The sequence below is a fragment of the Mycobacterium sp. AMU20-3851 genome, assembly GCF_043974665.1.
Taxonomy (GTDB): Bacteria; Actinomycetota; Actinomycetes; order Mycobacteriales; family Mycobacteriaceae; genus Mycobacterium.
Map to the genome: position 1 here is coordinate 5430376 of NZ_CP146371.1, position 18313 is coordinate 5448688.

At 67.1% G+C, this 18313-nt stretch carries 19 protein-coding genes; 7 read left to right on the forward strand and 12 right to left on the reverse strand.

The genetic code is table 11. From position 1 onward, the window contains the following. Positions 1–3: 3 nt before the first annotated feature. The 5 genes from V4U86_RS26035 to V4U86_RS26055 are packed head-to-tail and all read left to right on the forward strand — an operon-like array spanning position 4 to position 6565. Complete coding sequence (locus V4U86_RS26035; protein WP_395308733.1) at positions 4–2043, forward strand: bifunctional aldolase/short-chain dehydrogenase; 2040 nt, start codon at positions 4–6, stop codon at positions 2041–2043. A 53-nt stretch (positions 2044–2096) separates the two neighbouring features. Then, positions 2097–3521 carry a rhamnulokinase gene (locus tag V4U86_RS26040; RefSeq protein WP_395312216.1) on the forward strand — a complete coding sequence of 475 codons (1425 nt, stop codon included), beginning with the start codon at positions 2097–2099 and terminating at the stop codon, positions 3519–3521. Further along, complete coding sequence (locus V4U86_RS26045) at positions 3518–4786, forward strand: alpha-hydroxy acid oxidase (protein WP_395308734.1); 1269 nt, start codon at positions 3518–3520, stop codon at positions 4784–4786. Before V4U86_RS26040 ends, V4U86_RS26045 begins: the two co-directional genes overlap by 4 nt. A gap of 4 nt (positions 4787–4790) precedes the next feature. Then, positions 4791–5804, forward strand: a complete 1014-nt coding sequence (locus V4U86_RS26050; protein WP_395308735.1) for an acetamidase/formamidase family protein — start codon at positions 4791–4793, stop codon at positions 5802–5804. Positions 5805–5812: 8 nt separating this feature from the next. Then, the gene (locus V4U86_RS26055; RefSeq protein WP_395308736.1) at positions 5813–6565 is read left to right on the forward strand and encodes an SDR family NAD(P)-dependent oxidoreductase; all 753 of its coding nucleotides are present in this window, start codon (positions 5813–5815) and stop codon (positions 6563–6565) included. Between the two features lie 63 nt (positions 6566–6628). Here V4U86_RS26055 and V4U86_RS26060 read toward each other — a convergent pair whose 3' ends face one another. The 12 genes from V4U86_RS26060 to V4U86_RS26115 all read right to left on the reverse strand — a co-directional run bounded on the left by V4U86_RS26060 (position 6629) and on the right by V4U86_RS26115 (position 16531). Continuing rightward, complete coding sequence (locus tag V4U86_RS26060) at positions 6629–7741, reverse strand: cytochrome P450 (protein WP_395312217.1); 1113 nt, start codon at positions 7739–7741, stop codon at positions 6629–6631. A gap of 44 nt (positions 7742–7785) precedes the next feature. Beyond that, on the reverse strand, positions 7786–8823 hold the full coding sequence (locus tag V4U86_RS26065) for an NAD(P)H-dependent amine dehydrogenase family protein (protein WP_395312218.1): 1038 nt from the start codon (positions 8821–8823) through the stop codon (positions 7786–7788). Between the two features lie 8 nt (positions 8824–8831). Next, positions 8832–9905, reverse strand: coding sequence for an NAD(P)H-dependent amine dehydrogenase family protein (locus V4U86_RS26070; protein WP_395308737.1), 1074 nt, complete (start codon positions 9903–9905; stop codon positions 8832–8834). A 1-nt stretch (position 9906) separates the two neighbouring features. Further along, complete coding sequence (locus V4U86_RS26075) at positions 9907–10248, reverse strand: hypothetical protein (protein ID WP_395312219.1); 342 nt, start codon at positions 10246–10248, stop codon at positions 9907–9909. Between the two features lie 87 nt (positions 10249–10335). Then, complete coding sequence (locus tag V4U86_RS26080) at positions 10336–11052, reverse strand: hypothetical protein (protein WP_395308738.1); 717 nt, start codon at positions 11050–11052, stop codon at positions 10336–10338. After that, on the reverse strand, positions 11049–11180 hold the full coding sequence (locus tag V4U86_RS26085; protein ID WP_318268802.1) for a hypothetical protein: 132 nt from the start codon (positions 11178–11180) through the stop codon (positions 11049–11051). Before V4U86_RS26085 ends, V4U86_RS26080 begins: the two co-directional genes overlap by 4 nt. 14 nt (positions 11181–11194) lie before the next feature. Beyond that, the gene (locus tag V4U86_RS26090) at positions 11195–11986 is read right to left on the reverse strand and encodes a CbbQ/NirQ/NorQ/GpvN family protein (RefSeq protein ID WP_395308739.1); all 792 of its coding nucleotides are present in this window, start codon (positions 11984–11986) and stop codon (positions 11195–11197) included. 24 nt (positions 11987–12010) lie between these two features. Beyond that, a complete protein-coding gene (locus V4U86_RS26095; RefSeq protein WP_395308740.1) occupies positions 12011–13543 on the reverse strand; it encodes a nitric oxide reductase activation protein NorD in 1533 nt (510 codons plus the stop codon). Between the two features lie 142 nt (positions 13544–13685). Further along, on the reverse strand, positions 13686–14288 hold the full coding sequence (locus V4U86_RS26100; RefSeq protein ID WP_395308741.1) for a TetR/AcrR family transcriptional regulator: 603 nt from the start codon (positions 14286–14288) through the stop codon (positions 13686–13688). Between the two features lie 174 nt (positions 14289–14462). After that, positions 14463–15164 (reverse strand): hypothetical protein, encoded by a 702-nt coding sequence (locus V4U86_RS26105; RefSeq protein WP_395308742.1) that lies wholly within the window; start codon positions 15162–15164, stop codon positions 14463–14465. Positions 15165–15205: 41 nt separating this feature from the next. Next, positions 15206–15808: a TetR family transcriptional regulator gene (locus V4U86_RS26110; protein WP_395308743.1), complete on the reverse strand. Its 603-nt coding sequence runs from the start codon at positions 15806–15808 to the stop codon at positions 15206–15208. A gap of 87 nt (positions 15809–15895) precedes the next feature. Next, on the reverse strand, positions 15896–16531 hold the full coding sequence (locus tag V4U86_RS26115) for a TetR/AcrR family transcriptional regulator (protein WP_395308744.1): 636 nt from the start codon (positions 16529–16531) through the stop codon (positions 15896–15898). A gap of 235 nt (positions 16532–16766) precedes the next feature. On the opposite strand from V4U86_RS26115, the gene V4U86_RS26120 reads away from it, so the two are divergent. Then, the gene (locus V4U86_RS26120; protein ID WP_395308745.1) at positions 16767–17558 is read left to right on the forward strand and encodes a hypothetical protein; all 792 of its coding nucleotides are present in this window, start codon (positions 16767–16769) and stop codon (positions 17556–17558) included. After that, complete coding sequence (locus tag V4U86_RS26125) at positions 17555–18310, forward strand: hypothetical protein (RefSeq protein WP_395308746.1); 756 nt, start codon at positions 17555–17557, stop codon at positions 18308–18310. Before V4U86_RS26120 ends, V4U86_RS26125 begins: the two co-directional genes overlap by 4 nt. Positions 18311–18313: the final 3 nt, after the last annotated feature.

Consider the following 18313-nt stretch of genomic DNA (forward strand, 5'->3'; position numbering starts at 1 on the left):
AACATGTCCAGCAACACCACCGTCGCCGAACTCATCGCGCGTTCGAACGCCCTCGGCTCGGATCCGAAGAACACCAACTATGCCGGTGGCAACACCTCGGCCAAGGGCACCGACACCGACCCGGTGACCGGTGCGGACGTCGACCTGTTGTGGGTCAAGGGATCCGGCGGCGACCTCGGCACCCTCACCGAGTCCGGGCTGGCCGTGCTGCGCCTGGACCGGATGCGCGCCCTGGTCGACGTCTACCCGGGTGTGGACCGCGAGGACGAGATGGTCGCCGCGTTCGACTACTGCCTGCACGGCAAGGGCGGCGCCGCACCCTCGATCGACACCGCCATGCACGGCCTGGTCGATGCCGCGCACGTCGACCACCTGCACCCAGACTCCGGCATCGCCATCGCGACCGCGGTCGACGGGGAGGTGCTGACCGGCAAGATCTTCGGCGACCGGGTCGTCTGGGTGCCGTGGCGTCGCCCCGGATTCCAACTGGGCCTCGACATCTCGGCAATCAAGAAGGCCAACCCGCAAGCCATCGGCTGCATCCTGGGCGGGCACGGCATCACCGCATGGGGCGACACCTCCGATGAGGCGCAGGCCAATTCGCTGGAGATCATCAGGACCGCCGAGGCCTACATCGCCGCCAACGGCAAGGATCGACCCTTCGGCGCTGCGCTGCCCGGGTACGGCGCGCTGCCCGAAGCCGAACGCCGCGCCAAAGCCGCCGCCCTGGCCCCGTTCATCCGCGGCCTGGCCTCCGCCGACCGGCCGCAGGTCGGGCACTTCACCGACGTCGCACCGGTACTCGACTTCCTGGGTGCTGCCGAGCATGCGCGGCTGGCCGAACTCGGTACCAGCTGCCCGGATCACTTCCTGCGCACCAAGGTCAAGCCGCTGGTGCTCGACCTGCCCGCCGATGCCTCGGTAGAGGACTGCAAGGCCCGCCTGGCCGAACTGCACGAGAAGTACCGCGCCGATTACCGCGCCTACTACGAGCGCTATGCCACCCCCGACAGTCCCGCGATGCGCGGCGCCGACCCGGCCATCGTGCTGATTCCCGGCGTCGGCATGTTCAGCTACGGCAAGGACAAGCAGACCGCCCGGGTGGCCGGCGAGTTCTACCTCAACGCCATCAACGTGATGCGAGGCGCCGAGGCGATCTCCAGTTACGCGCCCATCGACGAGTCGGAGAAGTTCCGCATCGAGTACTGGGCACTGGAGGAGGCCAAGCTGGCCCGGATGCCCAAGCCCAAGCCGCTGGCCACCCGGATCGCGCTGGTGACCGGCGCCGCCTCGGGTATCGGCAAGGCCATCGCCACCCGACTGGCCGCCGAGGGTGCCTGCGTGGTGATCGCCGATCTGGACGCCGAGAAGGCGGCAGCGGCCGCGGCCGAGATCGGTGGACCCGATGTCGCCGTCGGCGTCGCCGCCGACGTCACCGACGAGGCGGCCGTGCAGGCCGCCGTGGACGCCTGCTCGCTGGCGTTCGGCGGTATCGACATCGTGGTCAACAACGCCGGGCTGTCGCTGTCGAAGTCGCTGCTGGAGACCACCGCCGCCGACTGGGATCTGCAGCACAACGTGATGGCCCGCGGGTCGTTCCTGGTGTCCAAGGCCGCCGCCCGCGCGCTGATCGACCAGAAGCTGGGCGGGGACATCATCTACATCTCGTCGAAGAACTCGGTGTTCGCCGGGCCCAACAACATCGCCTACTCGGCAACCAAAGCCGATCAGGCACATCAGGTTCGGCTGCTGGCGGCCGAACTCGGCGAGCACGGTGTGAAGGTCAACGGCATCAATCCCGACGGCGTGGTCCGCGGGTCCGGCATCTTCGCCGGCGGCTGGGGCGCCAAGCGGGCCGCGGTGTACGGGGTTCCCGAGGAAGAGCTGGGCGCCTACTACGCCCAGCGCACCCTGCTCAAACGCGAGGTGCTGCCGGAGAACATCGCCAACGCCGCCTTCGCGTTGTGCACCAGCGATTTCTCCCACACCACGGGACTGCACGTGCCGGTCGACGCCGGCGTGGCCGCAGCTTTCCTGAGGTGACGCGCTCCGGGCAGGTTGCCGCGATCGATCTGGGGGCGACCAGCGGGCGGGTGATGCTCGCCGATATCGGGCCGGGCCGGCTGGAACTCGAGCAGGTCGCCCGCTTCTCCAATGACCCGGTGCAGCTGTGGAACGGGCAGCGCACCGCACTGCACTGGGATCTGCCGGGCCTGTTCCGGGAGGCCTGCACCGGGCTGGCCGAGGCCGGTCGGCACTCGGACAACCTGGTCACCGTCGGTGTCGACTCGTGGGCCGTGGACTACGGGCTATTGCGCGGCGGCGCGCTGCTCGGTCTGCCCTACCACTACCGCGACAACCGGTCCGGTGACGGGGTTACCGCGGTGCACCGCGAGGTCGACCCGGCCGCGCTGTACGCCCGCAACGGCCTGCAGTTCCTGCCGTTCAACACCATCTATCAGCTGGCGGCCGAAAAGGCCGACGGGCGACTGGATCTCGCCGACCGCGCGTTGTTGATCCCCGATCTGATCGGCTACTGGCTGACCGGCCGGCAGGTCAGTGAACGCACCAACGCCTCCACCACCGGCCTGCTGCACACCGGTGGCCGGTGGGACGCCGATCTCGGTGAGCTGCTCGGCGTGCCACCCGGCCTGTTCCCGGCGCTCGCCGAACCGGGCACCGAATTGGGCCCGCTGCTGACCGGGGTCGCCGAACCGCTGAGCCTGACCCCAAAGACCACCGTCACCACCGTCGCCTCCCACGACACCGCCTCCGCGGTGGTGGCCGTCCCGATGGATTCGTCGGCCGCGGCCTACATCTCGTGTGGCACCTGGGGTCTGGTCGGCGTCGAACTGAGCGCTCCGGTGCTCACCGAGGCGGGCCGGCAGGCGAACTTCACCAACGAGGTCGGCGCCGACGGCCGCATCCGGTATCTGCACAACGTGATGGGTCTGTGGCTGCTCAGCGAGACCCTCCGGCAGTTCCAGCGCGACGGGTTCCGCGCCGATCTCGCCGAACTGCTGTCCCAGGCCGGCGAGGTACGGACCACGTTCGACGTCTTCGATACCGCCGACCCGCGCTTTCTGGCCCCCGGTGACATGCCCGGCCGGATCCGGACCTGGTACGACGAACGCGGACTGCCGGTGCCGATGACCCGGCCGGAGATCGTGCGGGCCATCGTGGAAAGCCTCGCGGCCGCCTTCGCCGACGGGGTCGAGCAGGCCGCCGCGCTGTCGGGTACGCCGGTGCGCACCGTGCACATCGTCGGCGGCGGCTCCCAGAATCGGCTGCTGTGCCAGCTCACCGCTGACCGCACCGGACTGCCGGTGCTGGCCGGGCCCGTCGAGGCCACCGCGCTGGGCAACGTACTGATCAGCGCGCGCGCCCACCGCCTGGTCGACGGCGATCTCGAAGCCCTGCGCCTTATCGTTGCCAACAGGTTCCCACCCCAGCAGTACACGCCACGCACCCGACGCACCCGGATTCCGCGTAGCGTCGCGGCAGGAAAGGTACCGACATGAAACGCCGCATTCCCAGGGTCGCCGACCTGGCGCCGCTGATGCAGTTCAAGAAGCCCGCGCTGAACGCACGCAAACGCCGGCTGGCCGCCGCCCTGACGGTGGAGGATCTGCGCACCATCGCCAGGCGCCGCACCCCGCGCGCCGCGTTCGACTACACCGACGGATCGGCCGAGGCCGAGCTGTCCCTGGCCCGGGCCCGGCAGGCCTTCCAGGACATCGAGTTCCACCCGGCGATCCTGCGCGACGTCTCGAAGGTGGACACCAGCTGCACCATCCTCGGCGGACGCTCGGAGCTGCCGTTCGGCATCGCGCCGACCGGCTTCACCCGGATGATGCAGACCGAGGGCGAGTACGCCGGCGCCCGCGCCGCCGCCCGGGCCGGGATCCCGTTCTCGCTGTCCACCATGGGCACCGCGTCCATCGAGGACGTCAAGGCCGCCAATCCGCACGGGCGCAACTGGTTCCAGCTGTACATGTGGAAGGACCGGGACCGGTCGATGGCGCTGGTCGAGCGCGCTGCCGCGGCCGGCTACGACACCCTGCTGGTCACCGTCGACGTGCCGGTGGCCGGGGCTCGGCTGCGGGACACCCGAAACGGCATGTCCATCCCGCCGGCGCTGACGGCCAAGACCGTGCTCAACGCGATCCCGCGCCCGCAGTGGTGGATCGACTTCCTCACCACCGAACCGCTGGCCTTCGCCTCGCTGGACCGGTGGTCGGGCACCGTGGCCGAACTGTTGGACAGCATGTTCGATCCGACGGTCACCTTCGAGGACCTGGCCTGGATCAAGTCGCAGTGGCCGGGCAAGTTGGTGGTCAAGGGCATCCAGACGCTGGCCGACGCGCAAGCGGTCGCTGACCTGGGCGTGGACGGTATCGTGTTGTCCAATCACGGTGGGCGTCAATTGGATCGGGCGCCGATCCCGTTCCACCTGCTGCCGCAGGTGGCCCCTGCGGTGGGCGATCGGACCGAGATCATCCTGGACACCGGCATCATGTCCGGAGCCGATATCGTAGCGTCCATCGCGCTAGGCGCCCGGTTCACCCTGGTGGGCCGCGCCTACCTGTACGGCCTGATGGCCGGCGGTGAGGCCGGCGTGGACCGGATGATCGAGATCCTGTCCGGGCAGATCACCCGCACCATGCGGTTGTTGGGGGTGGCTTCCCTGGACGAACTGGAACCGTCTCACGTCACCCAGTTGCAGCGCCTGGCGCCGCGATCTCTGCCGTCGGATGGCGGTGACGGCGTCCTGCGACGAGGATGACCCGATGGACCACATCACGTTCGTCCCCTCCCCCGAGCAGTTCGCCTTCACCTTCGGCGGCGCCGACCCGGTGCTGCGGGTCAAACCCGGCACGGTGCTCACGCTGTGGACCGAGGACGCCTTCGGCGGCCGGATCACCAGCACCGACGACGTCGCCACCCGGGCCCTGGACACCGAGGACCTCAACCCGCAGACCGGCCCGTTCTGGATCGAGGGCGCCGAACCCGGGGACACCCTGGCGGTGCATCTGGTGGATCTCACCCCGGCCCGCACCTGGGGCGCGTCCACACTGATTCCGTTCTTCGGCGGGCTGACCAGCGTGCCGGTCAGCCCGACTCTGCAGGACCCGCTCCCGGAACGCACCTACATCTACGAATACGACTCCGCAGCCAAGACTCTCGGGTTCAGCGCACACGGCAGCGACTTCGAACTGGCGCTGCCGAGCAACCCGATGCTCGGCACCGTGGGTGTCGCACCCGCCCGCCGGGAGGTGCGCACCTCCCTGGTGCCAGACGTGTTCGGCGGCAACATGGACACCCCGGAGATGGCCGCCGGCGCGACCTGCTACCTGCGGGTGAACGTGCCGGGCGCGTTGTTCTCCCTGGGCGACGGGCACTACCGCCAGGGCGAGGGTGAGTCCTGCGGCACGGCGGTCGAGGGTGCCATGAACGTCACCGTCATCGTCGAGTTGATCAAGGGCGGCGGGCCGGCCTGGCCGCGGCTGGAGACCGACACTCACCTGGTGTGCATCGGATCGGGACGTCCCCTGGAGGAGGCGTGGCGGGCCGGGCAGGTCGAGATGATCACCTGGTTGGGCGAGTTGTACGGGCTCGACCGGCTCGACGCCTACCAGTTGCTCACCCAGATCTCACTGGCGCCGATCGCCAACGTGGTGGACACCAACTACAGCGCCGTGACAAAGATCGACAAACGGCTGCTTCCGGCAGCCGCCGCGTACGGCGGCGTGCACGCCGAACTGCGCTCGACGGCAAACTCATTCGGCACCATCACCTATTAGGAGAACCCATGGATCTCGGACTCGCCGGCAAGCGGTTCGCGGTGACCGGCGGCACGCGCGGCATCGGGCGCGCGGTGGTGGAGGGCCTGCTGGCCGAGGGTGCCCGCGTCGCCTACTGCGCACGCACCCCCGACTCGGTGGTCGGTGTCCAGGCCGAACTCGGGGACCGCGCGGTAGGTTCCGCCGTCGACGTGCACGATCAGGCCGCGCTGGCGTCATGGGTCGACACCACCGCCGAGAACTTCGGTGGGCTGGACGGTGTGGTCGCCAACGTCAGTGCGCTGGCCATCCCGGAGTCCCCGGACAACTGGCGCACCAGCTTCGAGGTCGACATGATGGGCACCGTCGGCCTGATCGAGGCCGCCCTGCCCATGCTGGAGGCGTCTGGGGCCGGGTCGATCGTCACGATCTCCAGCGTCTCGGGCCGCGAGATCGATTTCGCGGCAGGCCCATACGGCACCATGAAGGCCGCGATCATCCACTACACCCAGGGCCTGGCCTATCAACTGGCCGGAAAGGGTGTGCGGGCCAACACCGTCAGCCCCGGAAACACCTACTTCCCCGGTGGGGTCTGGCCCTCCATCGAAGAGAACGACCCGGAACTGTTCGCGACCGCCCTGGCGCTGAACCCGGCCGGCCGGATGGCTACTCCGCAGGAGGTGGCCAATGCGGTGGTGTTCCTGTCCAGTGCGGCGGCTAGTTTCATCACCGGGACGAACCTTTTGGTGGACGGTGCGTTGACCCGCGGCGTGCAGTTCTGAGCGGGCGCAGCCGTGCGGGCCGCGGGTCCGGAAGAGGTCAAATCGGCAGGATCGAAAAGTCGGTCAGCCCAGCAGCAGTGGCAACGTCGGTAGCGTGCAGGTCGGGGACGGCCAGGTGATCTCCGGGATGTACCCGGGCACGAGCCGGAACTCCGGGATCCGGGCCAGCCATTCACTGACCACCAGTCGCAGTTCCATCCGGGCCAGGTGCGATCCGAGGCAGCGGTGTGGTCCGCCGCCGAACCCCCAGTGTTTGTGCAGTTTTCCGTCCAGCACCAAGTCGTCGACCGAGAGGCCGTCACTGGCATCGCGGTTGATGGCACCGAGGCACAGCCGGACGTCGGCGCCGGCCGGCAGTGTCACACCCGCGACGGTGACGGGGCGCGTGGTGACCCGCCCGACCACCGGCGCCGCGGGTTCCAGCCGGATCATCTCCTCGACGAAGACCGCGACGCCGTCGGGGTCGTCTCGCAGCGCTGCGCGCAGCTCGGGCCGGCGGGCAAGCTCCACCATTGTCGCGCCGATCGTGGAGGTGACGGTGTCCAGGCCGGCGAGCACGAAGACCATGGACAACCCGACGGCTTCGTCGTCGGTGAGCGGCTCCTCGGCGTGCAACAGGTCCGACAGAATGCCGTCGCACGGCTGCCTGCGTTGTTGGGCAACGGCTTCGGTCAGGTAGGTGTACAGCTCGACCGCCGGGGTGAGGTCGACGCTGGACGGGTCGGTGGTGAGGCTGAACGCGATGATCGCGTCCTTCCATCCGATCAGGCGTTCCCGGTCCCGCAGCGGGAGGCCGAACAGGGTGAGGAACACCTGTGATGGGTACGGCGTCGCCAGATCTGCCATCACCTCGCATCTGTCCCGTCCGGCGATCTCGTCGATGATGTCGATCGCCTGGGCCTGCAGCGACGGCAGCATCGCGTTGAGGGTCTGCGGGCTGAAGAACTGATGCAGGATGCGCCGGTAGCGGGTGTGCTCGGGCGGGTCGAAGCCGAGCGGCACCAGCGGCACCGGACTGATCATGTCGTCGTACGCGATACCCGAGGAGAACACCGCCGGATCCCGCAGTGCGGCCAGCACGTCCTCGCGGCGGGTCAGGTAATACCACCCGTCGCCACACACCACCGGCCCGAGATCACGCAGCGCCGCCCAGCCGATACCGCGGTCCCGCGCCATCGGCAGGTCTTCGTAGCGAACGTGGGGTAACACCGGTGTGCCGGTCACGACCGGACCAGTCCGCGCGGCCGGATCAAACCCAGGTCCAGGTGGGTGCGCCAACCGGGCGGCCCATCGCACACAGCGGGAATCGCATTGATGGCGGCCATCGCCGTCCAGTCATAGCCCGGATGCGCCATGTCCCCGTCGGGCCTGCGGGCGCCCTTGAGGGTCAGTTCGGTCGGCGGATCCCCGTCGATGACGATCTCGTACCGGGTCTCGCCCCAGTCCCAGGCCGGCTCCCGCTGGTCCGGGCTGCCCGCGAGGTAGATGGCGTGGAAGACCACGAGCGGCCGACCGTCCACCCAGGCGGTCCACTCGTGGCGCTGCCCGGCAATGGTGCCCGGTTCGATCGCCCCCAACCGGTGCGGTATCGGCACCCGCGCGGTGGCCGCGTCGACCTCCGCCGCGGTCACCTCGTCGATGCTCACCCCGAGACCGTCGGCGATCATGTACATCGACTGGGCGAAGAACGGCAGACCCATACCGAGGATCGTCGGTTCGGTCAGGAATTTGTCCCGGTCCTTGCCGAAGCCCATCCAGTCGATGTGATCGAGGGGGGCGTCCTTGAGCACGTCGACGACTTCGTAGACGTGGATGGTGTCGATCCTGCTCATCACCCGGGCCAGGGTCAACGGCAACAGATCGCCCGCGTAGCCCGGGTGGATGCCGGCGCCGTGGAAACTGGTGCCGCCGTCGGCACAGGCGCCCCGGATCTGCTCGGCCGGTGCCGCGAAATCGGTTGAGGGATGGAAGAACCCACTGGTGGTGACCACGTTCTTGCCGGAGCGCAGCAGCCGGCACACGGTGTCGACGTCCATGATCACCGGCGTGTAGAAGACGCAGTCGGCGTCGAGCGCGACCATTGCGTCGACATCGTCGGTGGTCGTCACCCCGGTGGGTGCGATACCGACGATGTCCCCGGCGTCCCTGCCCACCTTCTCCGGACTGTGCACCAGGACCCCGACCAGATCGAAGACCGGGTTGTCGGCGAAGTGCCGCAAACCCACCTGGCCCACGTCCCCGGTCATCCACTGGATCATCCGGTACGTCACTGTCGTACTCCTTTCGACAGCACCCCACGCCCGACGATCGTGGGCAGATCCAGGAAGGTGCGGATGCCCGGCTCGGCCGCACAGACCGGGGCAATGGCGTGCACCGCGTGCATCGCGGTGCCCAGGCAACCCTGGTCGGTGTCGTCCTCACCGTGGGTGGCGATCCGGGACTCCAGCACCATCGACGGCAATCCTTCGACGGTGACCTTCCAGCCGCGTCCGTTGGGCCAGTGCGGGGCCTGGTCCGCGCCGATTCGAGTGATGTGTTCCACGGTCAGCGCCCGACGGCCGTCGATCACCGCGGTGTAGGAGAACCGTTGTGCCGAAACGGTTCCGGCCTCGATCCGGCCGGCCGCGATCTCGATGGGCGTGTCGGTGACCGCCACCTCGCGTTCCCAGATGTAGTCCTCGATGGTGGCGTCCAGTCCGTCGGCCAGCAGCATCAGCGGAGCCTTGAACGACAGTCCGCCGATGGCGGCCTCGTCCATCGGCACCCGCTCCTCAGGTGGCTTCCCGAAGCCCATCACGTCGAACAGCACGAACGGAACGTTGTAGGTGGTGTAATCCATCAACTCCTGCACCAGCAGCGAGTCGATCCGCCGGAACAGACCCGACATCGTCAGCGGCAGCACCTCGGCCGCCCAGCCCGGCTGAATACCGGTGGCGTGGAAGGAACTCCGCCCTTCCCGGCACGCCGCCTCGAGACGATCCACCACCTCCTGGCCGGCGCTGGCCGGATAGATCCAGGCGGTGACGGCGGTCGACACCACGTTCTTACCGGAAGCCAGCAGCCGGCAGATGTCGTCGAGCGCGGCCGGCGGATTCCACTCGCCCTCCGCCATGTAGAGCACGCAGTCGGCGTCGAGGGCGAGGATGTCCTCGGTGTCGGCGGTGGCGATCACCCCGGTCGGGCCGATTCCGCAGATCTCGCCGACGTCACGCCCGGCCTTGGCATCGTCGTACACCCGGGCACCGACCAGCTCGAGGTCGGGATGCTCGTGCACGGCGGCGACAGCATGGCTGCCGACATTGCCGGTGGCCCACTGGATCACCCGCAAGGGATCGGACACCTCAGCCACCCTGCTGTTCGGCCAGCCGGGCTTGGCGGGCCTCGTAACGGTCGACCAGTTCCCGGAATCCGAGCCGGTCATACTGCGGGACGGGCTGGATTCCCCAGATGTCGCGGGCGGTGTCCTTGCCCTCGGCGCCCTCGGGCGGGCCCAGCGGCGGGTACGGGAACTTGCACTCCAAGGTGTCATCGGAGTAGCGCACCTTGAGCAGTTCGCTGCAGATCTGGGTCAGGCTCAATGTCGGGAATCCGTAGTAGACGGCCATGAAGGGCAACGTGAACGCGCCCTCGATGACCAGGGCGACCAGGCAGACCAGCACGGCACGCTTGATGTACTTGTGCATGCGTGCGTAGTAGGGCGTGGTGCCCGGGGGCAGATCCTCGGTGGCCTCGTCGGTCTTCTCGGCAGGTTGGGTCACGGTATCGCTCCTTCAGTCCGTGAATATCTCGCGGTTGACCGTGTGCAGGTACGGAATCGCGAGGAAGGGGGTGATGTAGAAGATGTCGTAGAGCCACCAACCGATGACCGGGAAGACGACGCCGGCGAAACGGACGTCGGCGAACATCGTCATGTTGAACACGTAGATCGCCCAGATGACCACGCCCATCCAGCAGGTGACGATCATCCACTGGTGGCCCCAGCGTTTCATCTGCAGGAACCCGATGGCCGCGGCGCACCGCATCGCGAAGACCGTGATGATCATGCCGAGCACCATGGACTTCTCACCCGGACCGGCGGCGCCACCGACCCAGAGCTCGTTGTAGTGCCAGAAGTAGCCGGCATCGAACATGTGGCCCCACCCGATCATCAGCACCCGGTTGATCAGGGTGTGGTTGGCGACCAGGTCCAGGGACCAGCCCAGGCTGTTGAGCATGCCGTCGATCAGGACCAGGTAGCCGATCAGCGTGACGATCATCGGGCGGACCGACAGCCCGGCGAGTTGAGCTTGGCGCTGCAGCCACACGCCACGCATGAAGATCGGGAACCCGATCAGACCGGGCGCCCACATGCCCATCAGGGCAGCGCCGACGATCATCCATTTGTCGGCCCGGCGCTGGGCTAGCCGGGAGGCGTCGTGGTGATCTTCCAGGCTGACCGACCCGGTCGACTCACCGTCGGCTTTGCGACCGAGCAGTGGCAGGTTCACAGGTACCACCAGCCGCGATCGAAGGACATCCAGAGCTGGATGAGGAACATCACCAGCAGGTAGCCGTAGATGACGATCTGGAACACGATGAGTGCCCGCTTACGCTTCTTTTCCTTCTGGTCGACCATGTCGAAATCCCTTCCTAGAGTGAGTCGGAGGTGAGCAGGCCCGCTGCCGCCACCTCGCGCAGGCCTTCGCTGATCGCGCCGTCGGTGCTCAGCGGCGCGAGGATGCAGGCTTCGGCGGCTTCCAGCTCGCCGGCGCCCGCGGCGATCAGCTGCGCCGCGGTGACGAGCACGCGGGTGGACGGTGGCTCGAAGTGGAAGGCCTCGTCGGCGGTGCGGATGGCGATGGCGCACTGCACGAGGCGCTGCGCGGCTGCGAGATCGATGCCGGTTTCTGCGACCACGGCCGCGGCCTCCCGCTCCGGCGGCAGGTAACCCATCGGCAGGGTGACGAACCGTTGCCGGAAGGACGGTTTGAGTTCCTTGAGCGAACTGCGGTACGCCGGGTTGTAGGAACAGACCAGCATGAATTCGTCCGGCGCCGCGACGATTTCGTCGGCTCGGTCCAGATAGAGGGTGCGCCGGTGGTCGGTCAACGAATGCAGGATGGCCAGCGAGTCGTGCCGTGCCTCGACGACCTCGTCGAGGTAACAGATCGCGCCGCTCTTCACCGCCCGGGTGAGCGGTCCGTCGGTCCAGACGACGTCGCCACCGGTGACCAGGAAGCGCCCGACGAGGTCCGAGCTGGTCAGGTCGTCGTGGCAGCTGATGGTGACAACGGGCCGGCCCAGCAGCGATCCCATGTGCTCGACGAAGCGGGTCTTGCCGCACCCGGTGGGTCCGGTGAGCATGACCGGGATCTTGCGGGTGTAGGCCTGCTCGAAGAGTTGCACCTCGTTGCCGCTGGCGTAATAGGTTTCGCTACTCATGGGACTCCTCCGATGGGGACACGGTCAGGCGCTGACCAGTTCGCGGTGGACGTGGGCGAGCACGCGCGGTAGTTCCTCGACGCGCCGGATCCGCTGCGAGCGGCGGGATCCGAATACCTCGGGCAGCGGGTCCACCCTGGCGGGACCCACTCCGACGTAGTAGACGGAAACCCCGGCCTCGTTGGCCTCTTCCACGGCGTGCGCCGCGTCGGCCCAGGCGTAGCGGCCCTCGTAGCCTTCATCGGAGATCATCCCGTCGCCGATGATGATGAGCAGCCGCCGCTCCGACGGCTGCCCCAGCAGGCGGTTGGTGAGGTGCCGGATGGGGGCGCCCAGCCGGGTGTAACCACCGGTGGACAGGCCCAGTCCGCTGGGCGGTACGAAGCGCGCCTCCGGAAAGTCCTTGAGGCAGCGCACTTCCACCCGGTGCCGGGTGTTCCCGGTGAACACGAATATCCCGTGGCGTTCCCGGGCGTGCGTCATCGCCCGGGACAGTGCGTCGGCGCAGGCCAGTTCCAGGCGGAAGACCCGCCCGCCGTGCACTCCCAGCGAGGAACTGCCGTCGAGCAGCAACGCGGTGCTGACGTCCCGGCTGCTGGGCAGCAGTTCACGGAACAGCCTGGGCTCACCGGCCTCCCCGGTCTGCAGATCGACGTAGTGCCGGACGTAGGAGTCGATGTCGAGATCCGAACCGTCCTCCAGGCGGTTGGTCATGGCCCGGTGGGTGTTCTCCTGGAACCACTTCCGCAAGTCCGCCGACCCCGTCCTCGCCGCGCCCACCCGGGTGTCGCGGGCCAGTTCGAGCACGGCGACATGGTTCGGCATGAAGCTCTTCGTCCAGGAGTTCCACTCCGGGTACGGGATGCCGGGCCGGTGATCCGGTGCGATGTCCATATCGTTGTCCTGGGGACGGCTCGGCGGTGGCAGGTTCGGGTTACGGACACCGCCGTCACCGCCGACCGGTACCGAATACGGCTGCGGCATGCGTTTCTGCGTGGTGGTCCAGGGCATCCGCCCGAATTGGCGACGCAGCTTGTCCGCCAGACCGTCGGGAGCGGTGAACACCGCGGGCAGCCGGCCCAGCAGCGGGTCCACCGACAACTCGTCGCCGGTGCGGGCCAGTTCGACGGCGCGGCTGATCATCTCGCGCGAGCCGGTGTCCGGGTCCGCCGGTTCCAGACCGGGCAGCACCCGGCGGAATTCGGGCATCAGACCGGGCCAGCGCACCGCGATCCACCCGAGCGCCACACCGGCCTCGACCAGGGTCAGCGCCCTGAGCTCGCGGGTCGACAGTTCGTTGATCCGGTACTCACCGACGCGGTCCTTGGACGCCGAGCATTGCAGCGCGACACCGCAGGTCAACGTGCGCCTGCTCCAGTCCGCACGCAGCGGCGGGTAGGGAACGTGGATGTGGGTGCGTGCATGGTTGAGCCCGAATCCGCGGTGTTCACCGGTCACCAGACGTACACCGGCCCGGCCCTCGTCGCTCAGCGCGACCGCCGTGAGCGAGCAGCTGCGCTCCAGCGTCATCGCCGACGCATCGTCGAGTTCGGTCATCGCCGTGACGCGTTCAGAACGTGCCGATATTGGAGAACATCCAGTACCAGAACCAGATGATCAGGCCGGTACCTCCCCAGGCCGCGACGTATCGCAGTATTTCCCACACGTAGTCCACGGTTGGACCTCCTTGCTGACGGGTTCATCGGGTCTGCAGACCGCGGAGTGCGGAGGCGACCAGTTTGTCGAGCATCGCCGCGCGGCCCGCCGCGTCGTCGTTGGTACTGAGCACGCCGTACACACCGAGTAGGAAGAACACGGCGCTGTAGAAGGCATCCGCTTCGGGATGGACGGTGCCGGCTCGGCTCGCCTGTTCGATCTCGCGGACCAGGAGCACGATGACGGCGTGATCGGTCCAGTCCTCGGATTCCGGCCGCGACGGCGAAAAGTGCAGGGCCAGCAACTCTTTGAAGAGCACCCGGCCGAATCTGCGTTCGATCCCGGCGACCAGTGCGGCCACCTCGGTGAGCGCGCCGGCCAGGTCGTGCGGGCCGTCCAGGTACCGGGAGAAATCGGCTGCGACGCGGGCCTCCTCACGCCGTTCGAGCTCCAGCAGCACATGTTCCTTGGTCGGGAAGTGAAAGTAGAAGGTGCCGTGCGCAACGCCGGCAGCGGCGACGATGGCATTCACCTCGGCACCGGACATGCCCGCGGTCCTGAACTCGGCGATGGCGGCGCCGAGGATGCGTTCCCGCGTCTGAAGCCGGCGGGTGTCCCGCGTGGTCGGCTTCAGGTGCTGGGTCATGATGCACTGTTTCTAGTTCATTGATTGACTTCAGTCAATAGAACTACGAGCTCGATAACGTCCGGGTCGCTCATATGTGCAGTTAGAAGCATTCCATATTCCTCAGAAGCCCTGACGGGCAGAAGAGTCGATGAGTTCAGTCACTGACTCATGTCACGATTACGTCGACCGCAGTCAGTCCGTGAAGATCTCGCGATTGACCGTGTGCAGGTACGGGATCGCCAGGAAGGGGGTGATGTAGAAGATGTCGTAGAGCCACCAACCGACGACCGGGAAGATGGTGCCCGCATAACGGACGTCGGCATACATCGTCATGTTGAACACGTAGAGCACCCAGATGACCACACCCATCCAGCAGGTGACGATCATCCACTGGTGGCCCCAGCGTTTCATCTGCAGGAATCCGATGCCGGCCGCGATCCGCATGGTGAACACCGTGACGATCATGCCCACTTCCATGGCCTTCTCACCCGGACCGGCCGCTCCACCCACCCACAATTCGTTGAAATGCCAGAAGTAGCCGGCATCGAACATGTGTCCCCAGCCGTTGAGGAGCACCCGGGCCAACAGGGTGTGACTGCCCACCAGGTCGAGCGCCCAGCCGACGGTGTTGATGGCCGCGTCGATGATGACCAGATAGCCCAGCAGGGTGACCATCATGGGACGAACCGAGAGCCCACTCCGGTGGGCACGCCGCAGCAGCCAGATACCGCGAAGGAACAGCGGCAGCCCGAAAATGCCCAGCGCCGCAGTGCCGATGAGGATGCTTCCGCTGATCAGCCACTTGTCCGCCTGGCGCTGAGCCAGCCGAGATGCCTCCATGTGGTCATCGAAAGGAAGTCCATCGGGAGTCGCCGCAACGGCAGACCTGCGCATGTCGACTGACTGTAGTCATGCAGATCCGGGCGGGACAAGCCTCAATCGGGGAGACCGACGCTGCGCAACGTACGCCTGACCAGATCCCTGAGAAGGTCGGTGCGCATCGGGTCGTTGGTCGTGATGGCCAGCGCGTAGAGGCACAGCAGGAAGAAGACCGCGCTGTTCATCGGGTTGACCTCGGGATCCAACTCACCGAGTGTGCGGGCCTGTTCGATCCGGTTGGCCAACAGCACCACCAGCGAGTGGTCACCACCATCCTCGGAAGAGGGACGCGTCTGAGAGAAGTGCAGGGCCAGAAAGTCTTTGAACAGCAGCGCGCCGAGACGGCGCTCCAGGCTGAGCACCAGTCGCACAGCCTCGGACAGCGCCGCTTCCAGATCGTGCTTCTTGGCCAGGAAGCGGCTGAACTGCTTGGCCATCCGGTCCTCTTCACGCTTCTCCAGTTCCAGCAGCACGTGCTCCTTGGTCGGGAAATGGAAGAAGAACGTGCCGTGCGCAACACCGGCAGCGGCCACGATGGCGGCGACGTCGGCCTCGGCCATACCGGCGCGTTTGAACTCGGCGACGGCGGCACCCATCAACCGTTCCCGGGTCTGCAGGCGCTTCGTCTCACGCGCAGACGGCCCGTTCACCACCGCCATGGCCGCTCCGTCCGTCGTTCGCTTGGGCACACCGCCAGATCTGTCCGGTGCCAGAAGAACAATATCGCGCCGGCGTTGCGGGCCCGCTCAGCCTGACCGTCGAGAACAGTCCTGCGCATCGTCCAGGGGTACCGCGCGGAGCCCATGCAGGTAGGTGGAGACCAGTTGGTCGATGAACGGCTGGGACATCGGCTCGGGAATGGTGATCAGCAGCGCGTACAGCCCGACCAGGTAGGAGATGCCGTTGTGGACCGTGTCGACGTCGGTCGGGATGTCCCCGACGTCCTGCGCGCGCTGCAGGTCGGCCACCACGGCGACGATGATCGGATGGTTGGCCCACTCGTTGGCCGGGGGCGGATTGGACGAGAAGTGCAGCGCCAAAAAGTCTTTGAAGAGCAGCGGACCGAGTCGGGCCTTCAGCTTCTCCAGCACTGACACGGCAGCGATCAGGGTGGTGCGGACGTCGTGCGGTTCGGCGAAGACCCGCTCGAGTTCGGCGGCCATCCGCTCCTCCTCCCGCTTCTCCAACTCCAGCAGCACGTGCTCCTTGGTCGGAAAGTGGAAGAAGAACGTGCCATGGGCTACGCCGGCCGCCGCCACGATGGTCGCGACGTCGGCGCCCGCAACACCCGCGCGGGTGAACTCGACGATGGCGGCCCCGAGCAGGCGCTCCCGCGTCTGGAGCCCCTTGGTCGGCCGCTTGGCGACATCGATCTTCGACACTGGCCCGGCACCTCGTTTTCGTGGCCTCATCTGAGCCGCAACACTACCGGGATGAATGTAAAACTGACTGGAATCAGTATTTTTCTTTCCATCGCCCGCGCCGGCTGTTACGGTTCTCGAGTCGGCAATATCCCGGATCACAGTGCCGGGATGGGATTAACGGGCCTTTCGTCGCCCTCGATCGAGAGCCCACACGGGGAGAAACTCTCCTGACTTGAGTCATATTGGAGGATGGGTGCAGATCCTTGAGCAGGTTCAAGACCTGCCGAAAGCCGGCAACATCAGGGCCCAGTGGGTCTGCCTCTGGAGCGGCCCCGCGGTGGGCGTGGTGCTGCTGGTCGCACTGGTTGCGTTCCCGGGCTTCTGGCCCCCGATCTCGCCGACGCTGCCCGCCGAAGAGGTGGCCCGGTTCTACGCGGAGAACACCGCTTGGATCCGCTTCAGTCAGGTGACGTTCAACCTGTGCGGGATCATGGTGGTGCCGTTCTTCATGGTGATCGTCGCGCAGATGAAACGGATGCACGGCCAGAGCCACGTCTTCGCGTATTGCTATCTGACCGCACTAGTCAGTGGCGCAACGTTTTTCGCACTGTCGAACATCTTCTTCCTGGTCGCGGCTTTCCGCCCGGAGCGCGATCCCGAGCTGACGATGCTGCTCAACGATCTGGCCTGGATCGTCTTCATCGCCCCGATCGGCATGGTGTTCTGCCAGTTCATGCTGCTCGCGGTGGCGGTGAAGTTCGATACCGGTCCACGCCCGGTGTTCCCGCGCTGGGTCGGCACCTATTCACTGCTCACCGGGCTGGCCATGATGCCGTCGGCCTGCGCGGCGGTCTTCCAGACCGGCCCGCTGGCCTGGGACGGGCTCATATCGTTCTGGCTGCGCAACGGCGCATTCGCGGCCTTCATGGTCGTGATGTTCTTCGTCCTGCGGACCGCGGTGCTGCGGCAGGCGGTGGAGGACGGCGTGATCGCCGATCCGGAAACCGGCCGACAGGCTGGAGTCGGAGCGTCGGCGGCGCGATGAGCATTCTGTCCCCGGACCGTTACGTCACCAAGCCGGACAAGTCACCGGCCGGTAAGCCCGACGTCCGACTGGTCACCTGGTTCTTCCCGGTGTGGTACGCGGCTTTCGGCGTCATCATCTGTCTGCTCGCGCGGGTGACACCGCCGCCGCGCCCCGACGTCAGCGCCGCCGACAAGGTGGCCTTCGTGACCTCCCACGCGTTGACCATTCAGATCGGGTTCGTCATCCTGCTGGTCCTGCTCGGCGGGGCGGCGATGACCAATGCGCTGGTGGCCTACCAGATGTCGCGGATGTCGACGGGTCCGGTGCTGGCCTACGCCTATATCGGCGGCATGGGGGTGGGTGCGTTGCCCGGCTTCCTGCTGGTGTCCGTCTGCTTCCTCACCGCGACCTTCCGACCCGACCGCGATCCCGAACTCGTCAGCCTGCTCTACGACCTCGGGATGCTGTCCTACAACGGTTCGCTGGGCTGCTTCAGCGCGGCATACCTGGCAGTGGCCATCGCCGTGTTGTACGACAAGAACGAGATCTTCCCGAAGTGGTTCGCCTACCTGTCGATCTGGCAGATCGTCACCGAGGTCATCGCCACCCAGATGTTCGTCTTCCCCGCCGGCCCGTTCGCCTGGAACGGATCGATCGCCTTCTGGGTGGCCGTCGTCATCTTCTCGATCTGGCTCGGCTCACTGATCTTCATCCTCCGCAACGCCGCGGCCCGCGAGCCCGCGGATCCCGCCGTGGACCTCAAGGACTGACAC